Annotated in this window: 12 protein-coding genes; 7 read left to right on the top strand and 5 right to left on the bottom strand. The window is 47.6% G+C overall.

Features of this window, described 5'->3' with window-relative positions:
* The first annotated feature begins 25 nt into the window (after positions 1-25).
* A complete protein-coding gene (locus DHAF_RS16185) occupies positions 26-691 on the top strand; it encodes a CPBP family intramembrane glutamic endopeptidase (protein ID WP_041272116.1) in 666 nt (221 codons plus the stop codon).
* Between the two features lie 92 nt (positions 692-783).
* Here the strand turns inward: DHAF_RS16185 and DHAF_RS16180 are convergent, their stop codons facing one another.
* The 3 genes from DHAF_RS16180 to DHAF_RS16170 form a co-directional block, all read right to left on the bottom strand.
* On the bottom strand, positions 784-966 hold the full coding sequence (locus DHAF_RS16180; protein ID WP_015944492.1) for a DUF1540 domain-containing protein: 183 nt from the start codon (positions 964-966) through the stop codon (positions 784-786).
* Between the two features lie 101 nt (positions 967-1,067).
* Entirely contained in the window at positions 1,068-1,922 is an 855-nt protein-coding gene (locus DHAF_RS16175; protein WP_005812722.1) for an ABC transporter permease, read from the bottom strand.
* Positions 1,919-2,833, bottom strand: coding sequence for an ABC transporter ATP-binding protein (locus DHAF_RS16170; protein WP_005812720.1), 915 nt, complete (start codon positions 2,831-2,833; stop codon positions 1,919-1,921). The genes DHAF_RS16175 and DHAF_RS16170 overlap by 4 nt, the downstream gene beginning before the upstream one ends.
* 344 nt (positions 2,834-3,177) lie before the next feature.
* On the opposite strand from DHAF_RS16170, the gene DHAF_RS16165 reads away from it, so the two are divergent.
* The 5 genes from DHAF_RS16165 to DHAF_RS16145 all read left to right on the top strand — a co-directional run bounded on the left by DHAF_RS16165 (position 3,178) and on the right by DHAF_RS16145 (position 11,317).
* Positions 3,178-5,511 carry a type IA DNA topoisomerase gene (locus DHAF_RS16165; RefSeq protein ID WP_015944491.1) on the top strand — a complete coding sequence of 778 codons (2,334 nt, stop codon included), beginning with the start codon at positions 3,178-3,180 and terminating at the stop codon, positions 5,509-5,511.
* 286 nt (positions 5,512-5,797) lie between these two features.
* Positions 5,798-6,475 (top strand): hypothetical protein, encoded by a 678-nt coding sequence (locus DHAF_RS16160; protein ID WP_015944490.1) that lies wholly within the window; start codon positions 5,798-5,800, stop codon positions 6,473-6,475.
* A gap of 112 nt (positions 6,476-6,587) precedes the next feature.
* Positions 6,588-7,163, top strand: a complete 576-nt coding sequence (locus DHAF_RS16155; protein WP_015944489.1) for a TetR/AcrR family transcriptional regulator — start codon at positions 6,588-6,590, stop codon at positions 7,161-7,163.
* A complete protein-coding gene (locus DHAF_RS16150) occupies positions 7,153-8,238 on the top strand; it encodes an efflux RND transporter periplasmic adaptor subunit (protein ID WP_015944488.1) in 1,086 nt (361 codons plus the stop codon). The genes DHAF_RS16155 and DHAF_RS16150 overlap by 11 nt, the downstream gene beginning before the upstream one ends.
* Positions 8,228-11,317 carry an efflux RND transporter permease subunit gene (locus DHAF_RS16145; protein WP_015944487.1) on the top strand — a complete coding sequence of 1,030 codons (3,090 nt, stop codon included), beginning with the start codon at positions 8,228-8,230 and terminating at the stop codon, positions 11,315-11,317. Before DHAF_RS16150 ends, DHAF_RS16145 begins: the two co-directional genes overlap by 11 nt.
* Before the next feature lie 69 nt (positions 11,318-11,386).
* On the opposite strand, the gene DHAF_RS16140 is transcribed toward DHAF_RS16145, so the two are convergent.
* Positions 11,387-12,736, bottom strand: a complete 1,350-nt coding sequence (locus DHAF_RS16140) for a DNA recombination protein RmuC (RefSeq protein WP_015944486.1) — start codon at positions 12,734-12,736, stop codon at positions 11,387-11,389.
* Between the two features lie 209 nt (positions 12,737-12,945).
* Between DHAF_RS16140 and htpG the strand changes: the two genes are divergently transcribed.
* Positions 12,946-14,790 carry a molecular chaperone HtpG gene (htpG, locus tag DHAF_RS16135; protein ID WP_015944485.1) on the top strand — a complete coding sequence of 615 codons (1,845 nt, stop codon included), beginning with the start codon at positions 12,946-12,948 and terminating at the stop codon, positions 14,788-14,790.
* 77 nt (positions 14,791-14,867) lie between these two features.
* On the opposite strand, the gene DHAF_RS16130 is transcribed toward htpG, so the two are convergent.
* A complete protein-coding gene (locus tag DHAF_RS16130; RefSeq protein WP_015944484.1) occupies positions 14,868-16,700 on the bottom strand; it encodes an MASE3 domain-containing protein in 1,833 nt (610 codons plus the stop codon).
* Positions 16,701-16,927 lie beyond the last annotated feature (227 nt).

Here is a 16,927-nt window from a genome sequence, read left to right as displayed (position 1 = left end):
AGTAGGAGGGTATTCAGTGGAAACGATGGAGCATCATAAAAAGGAGCAATATAAAGAGGAACATCAGGAAAAGGCGCAATATGAAGAAAAGCTGCGTCAGGCTTTGCTGCCGTCATTTTGGCTCACTCAGCTGCTCTCGTTGCTTCTGGGAGGATTCCTGCTTTGGTTTTTCTATTTGCGCCAAGGATATTTCTGGCAGGATTTTTTTGCTTGGGACAGCACCTGGAGCATATGGTGCCTGAGTACGGCAGTGGCTCTTTCTATGATGGGACTGCAAATTCTGGCCTGGAAAGTTTTCTCTCCCGATGCTTTCGATGATGGTGGGATTAACCGTCTTCTAGTGGAATTACCGGCAAAACTCCTTTTTCCCATGTTTATCATCGGGGCCTTTTCTGAGGAGCTGCTGATCAGAGGGGTTATCCAGACAGGGCTTGCAGGTTTCCTTGGCCCCTTGTACGGTATCCTATTCACCAGCCTTATTTTTACGGGAATACACTTTCGCTATCTTAAGAAACCCCTCCTGATGGGAGCCGCTTTCGTGATCAGCGTATTTCTTTGCCTCCTTTATGGCTTGGCGGGAACCCTTTGGGCTACGGTATACGCTCATTTCCTCTATAATTTCGGAGCGGCTCTTTTAGCCAAAAAATACTATCTGCCTTTGCTGGCAGGGGATAAAAAGATGAATAGCTAAGGAAAAGGGAGCGTCAACCGCTGCTTCAAGCAGCTTCGCGACACTCCCTTTGGGTGTTTGCATCTCAGGATGGTTGATTGATCTTAAATGGCCTAACGCATGTTTCCATTGGGAACGAAGGTGGCACAGTCCGTCATTTCAGTGGTTTTTGCATTGGGAGCTTGAATTTCGATGGTTTGGGCATGACAGTGATCATTTCCCCAATAGTGGCAGGTATTTACAACACATTTAACTCCTTGAAGATGGGAATCCACTTTGTCTACACGTCCAGGCATTGTTTTGCCCTCCTTTAGTATTTAAAATTTGTTTCAGGGATTTTCCCTGAACTCTTATTTAATTTCCCACGATGAGTGTTTTTTATTCTTAATCATAGTTGCTATTTACGTTTACGAGACAAATTTAAGATACTCAAACCATAAAAAAGTCCTGCTGTAACCAACAACACTAAAATACTTCCCTGGGGAGAAAGTAGAGTGTCCCCAAAACGGAAAGTCACGCCCATCAGGGTCTTGAATTCTGCCAGGCTTTCTGCCGGGGCCTGGACAAAAGCCTCCTGAAGGGGTGCTTCCATAAGGATCTGACGAAAGAGCACGGCAGCATGGGAAATTGGGAAAATCTTTACCACATATTGTACTGCTTCCGGCAGAACCCCAACGGGCAAGTAGATACCGGTTAAAAAACCGATCAAGGTTCCGATCACGGTGCTGGCCGTAGAAAAAGCATTGAGACTCTTGAAGAAAGAGGCCAGAAAAAACAGGATCGCTGTGCTGGCCAGAGAGGAGAGCAGAATAAGCGCCAGCACCTGTAAAGTCTTTGTCCCTGTCAGCAGCTCCCCGCCATTGGCGAGAATGTAAATTTCGGCTAAGATCAAGGCCACAACACTCATGATGACCCCAATGACAAAAGCGCTTAAAATATAGCCACCGGCCAGGGCGCTTCTAGAAACAGGGGATGATTGAAAATCCTTGATAATATTTTTAGCTTTATCCGCCACCATAATGCCCAGGGCCCCCATGGTCGTCGTCACGGAAGTGACAGCCAGCAATCCTGCCATGATCCAACTATCCATAAGATAACGGGCATTCTCTATATCCGCATAATCCTCAGCCCAAACATCTCCTAAAAAAAGGGCATAGAGGCCGATAATGATAAAAACCGCCAGCAGAGAAAAGAAAACCGCACTTTTATCTCTAAAGAAGATTTTCAGATTGCGCAGCATAAAGTTGATCATTCTCTTATCTCCTTTCCGGTGATCTTAATAAAGGCATCGTCCATGGTACCATGGCTGACTTCCAAGCCGGTGAGATAAGCTTGGCATCCGGCCAGAATCGGCAAAGCCTCCAGAGTTGATGAGAGCTCGATAATGATTTGATCGGCAACCTGGTGGTAAGGGATGTGCATTTCCTGAAGAGCTGTGCTTAGCTTTTCTTTGTCGTGATAAGAAAGCTTAAGCCGGTCACTGGCATAGTCCCGTTTCAACTCTGTGGGTGTTCCTTTAGCGGCGATTTCGCCGTTGTCGATCACTATAACATAATCGGCCTCGGCAGCTTCCTCCATATAGTGGGTGGTCAGAAAGATGGTCATATCCTTTTCTTTCTGCATTTTCTGGATGGTTTCCCAGACATTTTTACGGGTCTGAGGATCCAGCCCTGTGGTGGGTTCATCCAAGAACAAAATCTTCGGTGCGTTAACCAAGGCCCGGGCGATATCCGCCCGGCGGCGCTGGCCCCCGGAAAGATTGCCATAGGGCCGCTTCAAAAATTCAGCTACCCCAGTAAGGACCGCAATGGATTTTATGGAATCAGCCAAAACCGCCTTTTTCAGCCCGTAGAAACCGCCCCTGATCTGCAAATTCTCTTCTACCGTGAGCAGCGGATCCAGGAGGCCATCCTGAAATACCGCACCAATCACGGAGCGGATTTTATTATCCTCTTTGCCTAATTCGTAGCCGTCCACAACGACCCGTCCCCGGTCCGGCTTTAAAAAAGTACAGATGATATCGATTGTCGTCGATTTTCCGGCACCATTGGGCCCCAGAAAGGCAAATAATTTGCCTTTTTCCACATAAAAATTGAGCCCCTTAACCGCCTGAACATGACCATAGCTCTTATGCAAATCTACAACCTCAATTATTTTATCCATCCTGCCAACTCCTTTTTGGTGAACTCACAAGTGTCGACGTACATATTTTTACTTAAGTCTAATTCTACATGGAAGGCAAAAACCTTCTTAAGCCCAGATTAAAATTGGATTAAAAATGTAAATTTACATGAAAAGTCCAAAAAGAGAGAGGAGAAGTGCATATGAATTGCCCCCAAGGAGATTTGTTGGCAAAGACATGTGCCTCATCAGATCTTCATAACATACAAAAGTATCTTAATGAGGTATTATTATTACGAGGATTTGAGAGGCAAAGTGCCCAGGATAAAAAAGAGAACATCACAAGGGAATGGAAATAAATTGGATGATGGAGAAGAGGTGCAGCCATGGGTAAGACCTTGATCATAGCCGAGAAACCCTCCCAAGCCAGGGAATATGCCAAGACTCTTGGTGTAAAAGGAAAAAGGGAGGGCTATTTTGAGAACGACGAATACATTATTTCCTGGTGTATCGGTCATTTGTTTGAACTGAAAGCGCCGGAGAATTATATGGATCTCCCTAAAGTGGGCAAGCGCTGGAGCATCCGCCGCCTCCCCGTGCTTCCCCGGCTGGGGGAATTCCAGTATGGGTTAAAATCCGGCACTGCCAAGCAGTTTAAAGTGCTGCAGGGCTTGCTCAGGTCCCCGGAGGTGCAGCAGGTTATTTGCGGGACGGATGCCGATCGGGAAGGGCAACTGCTTTTTCAGGAAGTATGGGACGCTGTAGGCAGCAAGAAGCCTCTTTTCCGGCTCTGGATTTCATCGTTGACCCAAGAGGCCATTCGTGAGGGGATGAGCAAACTGCGCCCCGTTGGCGAGGTGGAGGGCTTGGCTCAGGCAGGGTATGGGCGTTCCTATGGAGATTGGGATTTTGGCATGAATTTGACCGAAGGGTTCACCGCTCTTTTTGGCAGTTTCGATCCGGTGCGCAAAAAGCCTAATGTCATCTCCATCGGCCGGGTTCAAACTCCCACATTGGCCTTGGTGGTGGAGCAGGAATGGGCGATCGAGAATTTTGTCCCGGTTGCTTATGTGGAAGTGGAAGCGGAATTTGCAAGTGGGCAGGGCTCTTATAAGGGGAAATGGTTTGACCCTGCCGTCAAGAACACGCGTGACAAAAATCAGGAAACTGATAACGCTCAAATGATGTTAGACCTGGACCGGGGTAAAGAGATTGTCGCTAAAGTTCAGGGAAAACCGGGCAGAATTCGTTCCGTAAAAGATAAGGAGACTAAGGAGCCTCATCCTTTGCTCTTTGATCTAACCTCTCTAACCGTCAGTGCTTCCAAGCGCTATGGCTTTGGAGCGGAAAAAGTGCTGAAAATTGCCCAATCCCTTTATGAAAAGAAAGCCATAACCTACCCCAGAACCGATTGCAATTATTTACCCCCTGACATGCTCCCCAAACTGAAGGTTCATCTGCAAGCTTTGGAACAAAGCCCCTTTGCCTCATGGGTAAAGGAAGCTCTTGATAATCCTTTACCTGGGGGAAAAAGGGTCATCAATGAGATTACGGCTCACCACGCGATTATTCCTACCACTGAAAAAATGATTCCGAATTTGAGTCCGGATGAACGGAAAATCTGGGAAATGATTGTCCTGCGCTTTCTCTGCATTTGGTTTCCCCCGGCCCGTTATGCGGAAAAAGAGGTAGTTACGGTAGTGGAAGAGGAGTTCTTCCTGACCAAAGGCAAAACCTTGCTGGAATCGGGATGGAAGAAGATCGAGAATACGGAAAAGTACACGGAGGGATCCGGACTCCAGCTCCCTTTGCTTCAGCAGAATGAGGAGGTTGTGACCCGGTCCTGTCAAGCCCTGCAAAAGGAGACCAAGCCCCCCAAGCGCTATACCCAAGGCGATCTGATTAAAGCCATGGAGGGAGCCGGCAAGGAGATCGAGGATGAGACCCTGCGCCGGCAATTAAAGGGAAAAGGACTGGGAACCGTGGCGACACGAGGGGCAATTATTGAAAACCTCTTGGACCGGGGATATCTTCTGCAGCAGCAGAAAGTCCTGGTGCCGACGGCAAAAGGAACAGAGCTTATTCGCTTGATTAAAGAGCGCTTACCCCGGGCTCAGCTGCTGATCAGTGCTGAAATGACCGGGCAGATGGAATATGAATTGGCCCAGGTCGAACGGGGAGAATTGCCTTTAAGCCGGTATATGGAGAAAGTCGAAGAGGCTATCCGGGGTATCATTGAAGAGCTGCGTCACTATGAAGCCACCCGGGGAAAAAAACCACTGGCTTTTGCCCCTCAGAAGGCGGGCGCTTCTGGCCGAAAGAGCAAAAGCAATCTGGAGGAGAAGCCCCAAGAGCTCCCTGTTCAGGCCAAGGTTACAAAGGCTGCCAAGACAAGGCAGGAGAGTCCAGCTTCGGCCGCCGAGGAAAACTTGGGGATCTGCCCCAGCTGCGGAGGCGGGGTAGTGGAGCGGGAAAAGGGTTATGGCTGCCAAAACTGGAAAAATGGCTGCCCCTTTATTCTTTGGAAGAATCCCATCTGCGGCAAGGTACTGACACCTGCCCAGGTCAAGAGCTTATTAAAGAAAGGAAAAACGAATTTAATCAAGGGTTTTCGCTCTAAAAATGGGAGCGTTTTCGCGGCTTATCTTGTTTGGGAAGATCCCTCTTCAGGAAAGCTAAAGTTTGAGTTCGAGAACAATGATCGGGCAAAGCCCGGTTAAGTTATTACAATCCGGAGCAAGCTCTATGTTGTGGCGGCACCAGCAAAGGGTAAAAGTATCGCCCGGGTAGCATAAGCCAAACTCCAAGGCCGTCTGCAGCACTAATTGAGATGACAAGTTTATCGATATTTGCTAAGATATACTTGAGTGTGACAAGAAACAAAGAAAATTGGGGCAATATGTCATTTTGATTCTATGCCAATTTTTGACGATCAGGAAGAAAAATGTGTCCATCTGAATAAGATGAAACAGACGGCCCAGGAACATATGGACAGGGGGGAAGAGTATGGGAAGTTGGGAAAGTGTCGTGGTAGCCATCGGAATTATCCTCTTATTTTACTTCGCGAGGCGCTATACCCCTGGTCAGAAACATCCCAAAACCATGAAAACAGGGTCGCGGTCTAAAGAAGAGACCCCAGCTTTGGAGATGATCCTTACCAAAAAAGAAATGAAGCATGTGCCGGTTAAACCTGCTCCTTCTACCCAAGGGGCCGCCAGCCTTGTCATGCATCCCCACAGTTTTGAACGGGCTAAACGGGAGTATATGCACTATGCTCAGCAGTTCAGCGGGCTTTACGAAGTGCTCTTTTTATCCTGTTCAGGAAAAGCGTCCGCCCAGGGGCAGGAGCAATTGCTTAAGAATTGGGAGGAAGGCATTGTAGGTACAAATGCCCCGAATTTTATACTGGCTTGGAATACCATTATCCAAAAGTATTATGGAAGAAATTTTTACTTTAAAGGAAATGTAAAAGGAAAAAGCGATCAGGGTGAGGAAGAACGGATTCTTCAGGATTGGTTGAAAATCCTGTTGAGATGGGGCCTTCATCGGGAACCCAGGGGTCAAATCCAGCTTGAACCACATGGTGGGGAGCATATTGGCGCTCAAGACCTGAATTATTATTGGGTTCTTAATGGAGAAGTTCTTGAAGAAGGGCGAGGCAAAAGTCAGTCCCTAGGTCAATGAATGGAGAAGATGCAGCTGCTGCATCTTTTTTCTTTTTATATTGTTCTTGACAGAAAAGGAGTTGCATAGGAAACTAAAGACACTGAATTAGTTTCCGCAGGGAGGAATCAGGTTGCGAGACCGCATTTTAGAGAAAGCCTATGAATTGATTCAACGCTATGGGTTACGGGGGTTCACCATGGATGATGTGGCCGGCGAATTAGGGATCAGCAAAAAGACCATTTATAAATCCTTTACCTCTAAGAACCAATTGATCAGCCGGTTGGTGGACAATATCGTCGAGGTGGAGAAAAAGACCTTTACGGAAGCCGTCAGCGGTTATTCCACATGGCTGGAGAAGTTTGAAGCCATGCTGACGATGTACACTCCGGAGGATATTCCTTTTCGGCTGGTGGATGAACTCTACCGTTATTATCCGGAAGAAAAAGAAAAGATTGAAAGATTGGCTGAGTTCCGGCAAGAGATTTTTTATCCCTTAATCCAGGAGGGGCAGGCTACGGGAAAAATCCGCTTGGATCTTAACCCGGCGATCATCGTGTCCATGATTCATAATCTGTTCATGATGCCGGCTGATCCTAAAATGCTGGAATCTCAGGATATCACCATCAAACAGCTGCTGGAGCAAATGAAAAACCTGGTTTTTTACGGAATTCTTAATCATGGGGAGGATAATCAAGATGAGATCTAAACCTACTGGATGGTTCATGTCGCTGGTCATGATGTTGACATTGATGTTGGGAGGGTGTACTCAGGCGGCTGCGGTAATCCCTCCGGAAAAGGAACATCTGGTTCAAGTGCAAAAAGCTGAGGAAGGGGCTTATCCGGTGGACCTGCGCTATACAGGGCTTACCTCTGCCGGCGAATTGAAAAAGTACAGCTTTAAAATTCCGGGGAAACTCACGGATATTGCTGTGGAAAAGGGAGCCTTGGTGAAGCCGGGCCAAAAGCTTGCTTCTTTGGACACTGCGGAGTATGGCTTAGCAGTTCAAGCTTCGCAGCTCAATGTCACCAAAGCAGAGAAAGCCTATACAGAAGCCCGGGATAACTATGGGAAGTTGGAAAAGCTCCATGAAGCAGGGGCTCTGCCGGAAGCGGATCTTATTAAGGTTAAGCTGGATTTGGATGTGAAAGAAGCAACCTATCAGCAAGCTCAACTTGAGCTGGAAGCCAAACAGATTCAGCTCAATGACGCACAGCTTTATGCTCAGAATGAAGGCTATGTGGTGGATATTCTTTTCCGGGAAAGCGAAATCCTTGCCGCCGGATATCCGGTGGTGGTAATTCGCTCCCCTGAACAGAAAGTAACAGTGGGTCTGTCTCAAAGTGATGTTCAGAAGGTCAAGGTGGGGGATAGGGTGGAAATCACGTTAGATGGGCAAAAAGGAACAGGACATGTTGAACGGCTGGAAGCTGTTCCGGATCCCCAAACCCGTACTTATACTGCAGAAATCCTTATTACTGAGCCTTTTTCCAGTGAGCGATATTATCTTGGGGCCACAGCCGAGGTGAAGTTTGCCCAAGGTGAGGCAGCGGGGATATGGGTTCCTTTGGCCTGCATCCTCAATGATGGTGAAGATTATGTTTTTTTGGTTGAAGAGGAGCGGGCGGTGAAGAGGAATATTAAGTTAATGGATACCCAAGGGTTCAATATCCGGGTGGAAGGCTTAAAGCCAGGGGAGCATTATATATTCAGTGGGATGAAAAGTTTAAAGGAAGGACAGAAAGTCAGGATTCAAAGCGAGGGCACCTCCCATGAACAATAAGAAAGGGCTCCTTTACCACATTATCAGCAACTGGCGTTTTACCATCTTTTTCACCATCCTGACCATGGCCTTGGGAATCTACAGTTATTATATAGTCCCCAAGCAGGAGAGCCCGGATATATCCGCTCCTTTTGCCGTCATTACCACCATTTATCCCGGAGCGGCCCCTGAGGACGTGGAGAAACTGGTGACCCGGGTGATTGAAGATGAGATCCGGGAAGTCCCGGGCTATAAGACCTCCCAGTCCATCACCAAAAACAGCCTCTCTGTAGTTGTCCTGGAGCTTCACAATGACGTGGACGTGAAAGAGGCCTGGAACGAGCTGGGGCAGATTCTGGATGGAGCTCAAGGGAAAATTCCCGCCGAGTGCTTTGACATTGAAGCGGACACCAAGCTCTCCGAAACGGCGGGGATGATCATCAGCCTCTCCGGGGCAGGGTATACCTATGAGCAGCTTGCCGATTATGCTGAGCAATTTAAAAGCAGACTGGCCAAGATTGATGGCATTTCCCGCTTTACCGTGACCGGCGTTCAAAACAAAGCGGCCCGCATTGAAGTGAAGATAGCTGAACTGAACAAGTACAACATCTCTCTTGACGAACTGGTATCCTTGATTCAGGCTCAGAACCTGCAGATTCCTTCAGGTTCCTTAAGCGATCAGCGGGTGAAGGTCAATGTCAGCTCCCCCGGTCTTTTTACATCACTCAGCGATTTGGAGAATATGATCATCGATGTATCTGCTGAAACCGGGGCCCCCATTCGTTTGCAAGACCTGGCGGACATCCGTTGGGATATTGAGGATGCCGATTATCAGCTTAAGCACAACGGACAAAATGCCATTATGCTGAGCGGCTTTTTCAAAGAGAACCGCAACATCCTGCTGGTCGGCGAGGATGTCCGGGCGGAGCTGGACCGGCTGAAAGCGGAACTGCCCCCGGAATTAATCGTTGATGAGGTGGTTTATCAGCCCACCGATGTGGATAAGAGTGTGGCTGAATTCTTTAAGAATCTTTTGGAAGGCATGGCTTTGGTGCTGATCGTGGTGTTTTTGGGGATGGGCTTCAAGAATGCTTTAGTAGCTTCCACAGCAGTTCCTCTCTCCATTGTCATTACCTTTATTGCCATGCATCTTCTGGGGATACAGCTTCAGGAAATATCCATTGCCGGTCTCATTTTAGCCCTGGGCATTCTGGTGGATGATGCTATCGTCATTATCGATGCCATTCAGGTGCATATCGATCAGGGATTGGAGAAGATGGAGGCTTGCATCCGCGGTATGAAGCAAGCCATGATTCCTGTGTTTTCAGCCACCCTTACCATCGCAGCCGCCTTTTCCCCCATGCTCTTTGTCCCCGGTCCGGCGGGAGAATTTCTGAGGAGCTTGCCCCAGACGGTGATTATTGCCGTTAGCGCTTCCTTTTTGGTAGCGATTACCGTGACTCCCGTCCTGGCTTATCTATTCTTTGACAAGTTGAAGAAAGAGGATGACAAACGGACTCCCCTGCGCCGTGTTTATGGGTATGCTTTGCAAATCGGCATGCAATACAAAAAGTCCACGGTGTGTGCAGCCATCTTGCTGATTGCCATCGCTGGTTACGGTGCCCTCCAGCTTCAGATTGAGTTTTTCCCCAAAGCGGATAAGAATGTTTTTTATATTAACCTCTATTCGGAAAATGCCTCCGACATCTCAGCTACAGCCCGGTTGGCAGAACAAGTGGAAGGGATTCTCCAGGAAAATGAGGAGATCGTCAGTTATTCCACTGCCCTGGGAGGCGGTCTGCCCAAATTCTATATCACACTGCCTAAGGCGACTCCTGCTAAAGATTTTGGCCAAATCATGGTCAAGGTGGATTTGGACAAAGGGGAATTCGCCAATAATGAAGACCTGGCCCTTCACCTTCAGGAGCAATTGGATCAGCATTTAATCGGTGGCTCGGCTAATGTGCTGTTGTTGGAAAAAGCTATGCCGGGAGATCCCCTGGAGGTGCGGGTCAGCGGCGCCGATCCCCTGCAGGTCAGGGATGGGGTCGCTTTAATCCGCCGGGAGCTGGAGGGGGTTCCCGGAACTATGAAGGTGGCGGATGATTATGTCGCCGGTGAATACGAATTTGTGGTGGATGTGGATACGGAACGGGCTACGACTATGGGCATCACCAATTACGATATCCAAAGACAGATCAATATTGCTTTGAGCGGTGCCGAAGCATCTCTATTCCGCATCGCCGGCAATGAGTACCCGATCCTGGTTCAAAGCGATGTGAAGAGCAAAGAGGATTTGGAAAACCTGGCTATCAAATCCTCCCTGACCGGCCATAAAATCTTGCTTAAGCAGTTAGGAAACATCCACCTCCAAGCCACTGTGCCCACGATTAATAAATATGATGGGGTTCAGGCGGTGACGATTTCCGGAAAAGTGCAGCCGGGATTCAGTGCCGTAACCATTGAAAATACCTTGAAACAGCGGCTGACCCAATCGGGTTTTGATTTCTCCGGGCTTACGGTGAGCTATGAGGGAGAAGCCAAAGATATCAAGGATAATTTCGGAAGTCTGGGGACCACGGCGATTTTCGCCTTGTTCCTCATCTACGTGATTTTGATGATCCAGTTTCGTTCCTTCCTGCAGCCGGCAATTATCTTCATCACCATTCCCTTATCCGTGATTGGAGTGGTGGCAGGGTTGATGCTCTTCGCCCAGCCCTTATCCTTTACGGCTTTGGTCGGGGTGGTAAGCTTGATGGGACTGGTCATCCGCAACGCTATTTTGCTGATTGAGTTTATCAATCTGGCCCGGGAAGAGGGAATGTCCATCGATGAGGCCTGCCATTTTGCGGTCAACCGCCGTTACCGGCCCATTATTCTGGCAGCGGTGACCACGGTCATCGGTCTGGTTCCTCTGGCTTTTTCCGGAAGCGATCTGTTCACCCCTATGTCCGTGGCTTTGATGAGCGGATTATTGATTTCCACCCTCTTTACCCTGGTGGTGGTTCCGGTATTGTACAGCCTTCTGGTCCGGGAGGGGAAAGGAACGGCCCCCGGCGCTTCTGCTGCCGGGAAAAGGGAAATGGGTCAGAGTGTTTAGAAGCTTACCAGACAGAAAGCCGCCGCCGGAGAACAATATGTTCCTCGGGCAGCGGCTTTTTGTTTTGACCTACTCCTCTTCTCCGGCGGCCAGCAAGGCCGCGCTCTCCTCCACAGGCAGAGTCTGCACCTCTTTAAGCTTCCGGCCGATGGACCGGGATTTCCGGGTGGCGGTCTCGATGGTGTTGCTGGCTTCCTGGAGCTTTTTCTGGGTCTTTTCCAAAATCTCCGTGAACTTGCCGAACTCCGTCTTGACTGCACTCAGGAGATTCCAAACCTCACTGGAGCGCTTTTCGATGGCCAGGGTTCGAAAGCCCATTTGCAGGCTGTTAAGCAGAGCGGCTAAGGTGGTGGGACCGGCGATAACCACTTTATACTCTCTTTGCAGCAATTCACAGAGCCCGGGGCGGCGGAGAATCTCCGCATAAAGGCCTTCAACAGGCAGGAACAGGATAGCAAAATCCGTAGTGTTGGGAGGGTCCACGTATTTTTCATGAATGGATTTGGCTTCCGTTTTGATGCGGTATTCGAGGGCTTTCTCCGCTTCGGCGATCCGGGGAAGATTGCTTTGTTCCTGGGCATCCAATAAGCGATGGTAATCCTCCAGAGGAAATTTGGCATCGATGGGGAGATAGACCAGGCGGTCATGTCCGTCTTTAGCCGGAATATTGATGGCGAATTCCACACGGTCCTTGCTCCCGGCTTTAGTGGCAATATTGATCGAATATTGATCAGGGGTCAGGAGCTGTTCCAGGAGATTGCCCAGCTGGATCTCGCCCCAGGTTCCCCGGGTTTTGACATTGGTGAGGACTTTTTTCAGGTCCCCGACACCGGAAGCCAAGGTCTGCATTTCGCCCAAGCCTTTGTGGACTTGTTCAAGCCGGTCGCTCACCATTTTGAAGGACTCACCAAGTCGCTGTTCCAAGGTACTGGTCAGCTTTTCATCCACGGTAACCCGCATCAGCTCCAGCTTTTGGGCATTATCCTGCTGAATAAGCCGCAGCCGTTCCTCAACCGTTTGGCGCAGCTGTTCCAGCTTCTGCTCATTGGTTTGAGAGAGATTGTTGAGCTGCTTAGAGAATATATCCAGTTGACTGCGCTGGAGAGTGGCGATTTCCGACATTTGGGTGAGCTGGGAGTCGCTGAAGCGTTTTAAGGCGTGACTCATTTCCTCACGCCCTTGCCGGGAGTTGGTATTATTCTCTTCCCGGTTGCGGGCAAACTCCCCTTGCCAAAGGCGTTCCTGGCGTTCCAGGTTTTTTTCTAATTGGGTTATTTGGTTTTCCAAGGACTGAAGTTTGGTATGTAGAGCGTGAGTAGAGTTCTCCCGTTGGAATTTGAAAAACTGACTCAAAAGGAAGATAAGTATGAAGACGGTAAGGGCGGCGAGGGCGCTGTTCACGATAGGTAAATAGATCATGGATGGTTCCTCCCAATGGTATGTAATAGTCATGGTGTGAGACTTCCTTTATTTTAGCATAGTGAAGGCAAACTTTCTTGCCAATAGCTGGTACGGTGTCATAGGATACTGATTTTCCAAAGCTGTTGTCTGTAAAGGCTTGACCTCTGACCAAATTTGATTAAAATATTTATTGTATACTATTGGATTAATATGGAGGGTTTAAAACAATGAGTCAGATTGAAACAAAAGAGTTCCAGACAGAGATCAGGCAGCTGCTCGATATTGTCATTAATTCCCTTTATACGGATCGGGAGATTTTTCTGCGTGAATTGATTTCCAATGCTGCCGATGCTTCAGAAAAAGTAAGGTATATGCAATTATCCGGACAAAATGTCAAGGATCAAGAGCTTCCCCTGGAAATTCGCATTACTCCCGATGAAAACGCCAAGACCTTAACCATTGCCGATGCCGGTATTGGCATGACCAAGGAGGATTTAATTGAGAATATAGGGACCATCGCCCATTCCGGCTCCAAAGCTTTCGTGCAGCGTTTGGCGGAAGCGGGGGATAAGAAAGATGTCAATCTGATTGGTCAGTTTGGGGTCGGTTTCTATTCGGCTTTCATGGTGGCGGATAAGGTGTCCCTTACCAGCCGCTCCTATGAACCTGATGCCCAGGGCTATCGTTGGGAATCCGACGGAAGAGGCAGTTACAGTATTTCTGAAGCAATGGATCTGCCCCGGGGAACCAGCATCACCCTTCACCTGAAAGAAGATGCTCATTCCTTTGCCCAGGCCGATACCGTGAAGCGCATTATTAAGCAGTACTCCAGCTTTGTGCCTTATCCCGTCTATGTCGGTGAGGAAAAGATCAATACAGTTCAAGCCTTATGGACGAAGAATAAGAATGAGATCTCTGAAGAGGAGTACAAAGAGTTTTATAAGTATATCGCCAATGCCTATGACGAGCCCTTAATGCGCATGCATTTTTCCTCGGATGCTCCCATTAACCTCAATGCATTGCTGTTCGTTCCTAAATCCAATATGGAAAAGTTCGGCTTTGGACGGATGGAGGCCGGGGTCAACCTCTATTGCAAAAAAGTCCTCATTCAGGAAAAAGCCAAGGACATTGTGCCGGAGTGGCTGCGTTTTGCCCGGGGCGTGGTGGACAGTGAAGAACTTCCCTTGAACATTTCCCGTGAAACCATGCAGGACAGCGCCTTGATCGCCAAACTGAATAAGGTGGTGACCAGCCGCTTCCTGAAATTCCTGGATGATCAAGCGAAGAACGAACCGGAGATCTTTAAGGAATTCTGGAATGAGTTCAGTATTTTCCTTAAGGAAGGGGCTGCCAACGACTTTACCCATCGTCAGGAGATCCTGAAGCTGCTGCGCTTTGAGTCCTCGAAGACGGGAGAAGGGGAGCTGATATCCTTAGGGGATTATGTGGGCCGGATGAAGGAAGGACAAGAAGCGATCTACTTTATCAACGGTCCGACCCGGCAGATTATCGAGGAGGGTCCTTATTTAGAGGTCTTTAAAAACAAAGACTATGAAGTCATCTATACCTATGATGGCATCGACGACTATGTCTTCGATATGATCAGGGAATATGACGGCAAGCGTTTGCTGTCCGCCGATCATGGGGATCTTAACCTCGCTGATGAGGATGGGGCCTCGGCAGAGGAAAAGCTTTTATCAGAAGAGGAGCTTAAAGAATTTAATGACTGGCTTAAGGAAGTGCTGGGGGAGAAAGTGACGGAAGTCCGTGAATCCAAGCGCTTGGTGGACAGTCCGGCCATCATCCTCAGTCATTATGGTACCCACAGCATGCAGCGGATGATGCAGCTGATGAACAGGGACCTGCAGGACGTTCCGGCCGGAATTCTGGAGATCAATCCCAAGCATGTTCTGATCCAGCGTCTCAACGATTTAAGAAAGCAGGAGGATTCCTTTGCTCCTCTGGCCGCTGAGCAGCTTTTTGCCAATGCCCAGATTGCAGCGGGAATCATCGTGGATCCCCGGAGCATGGTCAGCCGGTTAAATGAGATACTTGAGAAAGCCTTGAGATAACTCAATAAAAGACACAAGGAAGCGCAGCAGTGGCAGATTGCTGCGCTTCGTCATCTTTAGGACTTGGCCTCGCTATACTAATCGGAAGAGATGAGTATGGACTGCAAAGGAAAACTAATCAGAAATTGGGTGCCCTCAGGGCTGGAAAGGACATCGATCCTGGCGTTATGGGATTTCGCTATTTTATAACATATGGATAGCCCTAAGCCTGTTCCGCTTTCCTTTGTGGTAAAAAACGGGGTGCCTAGTTTTTCCAATAATTCTTTGGGTATGCCATGGCCCTCATCTTTAATAGCTAAAACCACGGTATGGTTTTTTTTATAAGTTTGGATCGTCAGGCATCCCCCTTCAGACATCGCTTCAAGGCCATTTCTGCATATATTTAAGACCATCTGGGTAATGTCTTTGGGGCTGATCTCGATATCGGGGATATCTCCGGGGGTAAAACGGATTTGTTTGTTTTGGGTGAAAGAATCGGCCTCAATCAGGGGATGCAGGTTTTGCAGCAATGTATTGAGGTTAAAGATTTGGTAATTGGGTTTATGGCTTTTGGCCAGGGTAAGAAATTCTTTGATGATCGTGTTGGCCCGATCCAACTCTTCTATCATGAAGTGGAGGGTTGATTTTTGCCCCATATCCTGAGTTTTTTCCCCCATGAGCTGAAGATATCCCCGGACTGTGGTCATGGGATTCCTGATTTCGTGGGCGATACCGGCAGCCATCTGACCTACCAGGTTAAGGCGGTCCAGCCGGACCATCTCCGTATGCAAGCTTTTTAACTCCTTAATATCCGTGAGTGACATTAAGATGCATTCCTCATGGCCCAGCTGGATGGTTTCGGCAGAAATCGCCGCAATGCCACTTCCTTCCCTCTCCAGAGAGATTTCTAAATTGCCAAGGGACGTTGCTCCCAAGTGAGGTTTGTTGTTTTTGGCATAGTCGAGGATTTTTGTCCAGTCTGTTGCATTGAACCCTACTTCGAGAGGAGTTTTGCCGATCACATCTTCGCCTAAAAGCCCCAGGTAATTAGTAAAGCAATGATTTATTTCTAAAAATTGATTATCCGATATTCTGATAATAGAGAGACCAACCGGTGCAAACTGAAAGACTGTATTAAAATATTGAAAACCTGATGCGATTTTTTTGAATGGTTCGTGTAAGTTTTTAATCAGTATGTTTTTGAGGATAAAGATATATCCCAGGAATTTGAAGATATGCCCTGCCACATTATCTATATCGTAGATATTATTGTATATTGTGAAAAATAATTCGCTAATGAGGAGCAAAAGCAAGGCATTCGAAAGGTTGGAGCGCTTCGGCACCTCTTCGCTGTGAGATTTGTAAATTAATATGAAAAGTGCTGCAAAATTCAAACTGCACACAAAATATTCAACAGCTATTTTGAGAGGAGTTAACCCGCCGTCGGGAGTCAGCATAGCAGGTAAAGAAGCTCCCCATTTCATAATGACAATCAAAATAATCGTTAAACAGACAGAGCCAAGAACCCTGGAAACTCTTTTTTTAGGAGCCCGATTTAATATGTAAATCAAAAGACCAATTGCCTCGGTCAGCCGGGCAATTAACCAGAAATAGGTAGACCTTGCTCCTGTGGAGTTGAGAAACATGCCTTTATAAGTTAAGACATGCATTAAATCATAGAGGCCCACCGACATAAAGATGATACCAAGAAGGTACTTGCGGTCCGATTTAGTATAGGGGTAGGAAGCCAAGCATTGCAAGGCGATAGTAAAGGATACAATAATGCTGAAGAACTCGAGAAGAGTATGAAGAAAAAGGAAATAAGGGGATGGGATAACCCATTGAATGTCTGTATAAACTAATCTACTGATGAAATAAAGCAGCCCTATTGCTGCGATGCTGTGATGTTTCAGGGTTTTCCACAAAAACAAAAGACAAACCTCCAATTCTGTATATTTTGCTGAAGAAAGTGTTTAATAAGCCCCTTGTATTATAAAAATTGTAAATATTCTTAATACATTTCGCTAGGAATGCCAATTATCCTGTAATTTTGTCGTTTTATTTAGGAAAAATCTAAAAAGGCAATTTTATTAAAAGGAGAATGATTAAACCTAACGAAATTAAATAAACTAAGCTGAAATAGAATCTCAGACCAAAA

Source organism: Desulfitobacterium hafniense DCB-2 (assembly GCF_000021925.1).
Lineage (GTDB): Bacteria > Bacillota > Desulfitobacteriia > Desulfitobacteriales > Desulfitobacteriaceae > Desulfitobacterium > Desulfitobacterium hafniense.
This window is presented reverse-complemented; position numbering and strand designations above follow the sequence as displayed.

Coding starts and splice junctions, on each gene's coding strand:
- DHAF_RS16185 (WP_041272116.1), top strand. CDS start 26: ATGGAGCATCATAAAAAGGAGCAATATAAAGAGGAACATCAGGAAAAG.
- DHAF_RS16180 (WP_015944492.1), bottom strand. CDS start 966: ATGCCTGGACGTGTAGACAAAGTGGATTCCCATCTTCAAGGAGTTAAA.
- DHAF_RS16175 (WP_005812722.1), bottom strand. CDS start 1,922: ATGATCAACTTTATGCTGCGCAATCTGAAAATCTTCTTTAGAGATAAA.
- DHAF_RS16170 (WP_005812720.1), bottom strand. CDS start 2,833: ATGGATAAAATAATTGAGGTTGTAGATTTGCATAAGAGCTATGGTCAT.
- DHAF_RS16165 (WP_015944491.1), top strand. CDS start 3,178: ATGGGTAAGACCTTGATCATAGCCGAGAAACCCTCCCAAGCCAGGGAA.
- DHAF_RS16160 (WP_015944490.1), top strand. CDS start 5,798: ATGGGAAGTTGGGAAAGTGTCGTGGTAGCCATCGGAATTATCCTCTTA.
- DHAF_RS16150 (WP_015944488.1), top strand. CDS start 7,153: ATGAGATCTAAACCTACTGGATGGTTCATGTCGCTGGTCATGATGTTG.
- DHAF_RS16145 (WP_015944487.1), top strand. CDS start 8,228: ATGAACAATAAGAAAGGGCTCCTTTACCACATTATCAGCAACTGGCGT.
- DHAF_RS16140 (WP_015944486.1), bottom strand. CDS start 12,736: ATGATCTATTTACCTATCGTGAACAGCGCCCTCGCCGCCCTTACCGTC.
- htpG (WP_015944485.1), top strand. CDS start 12,946: ATGAGTCAGATTGAAACAAAAGAGTTCCAGACAGAGATCAGGCAGCTG.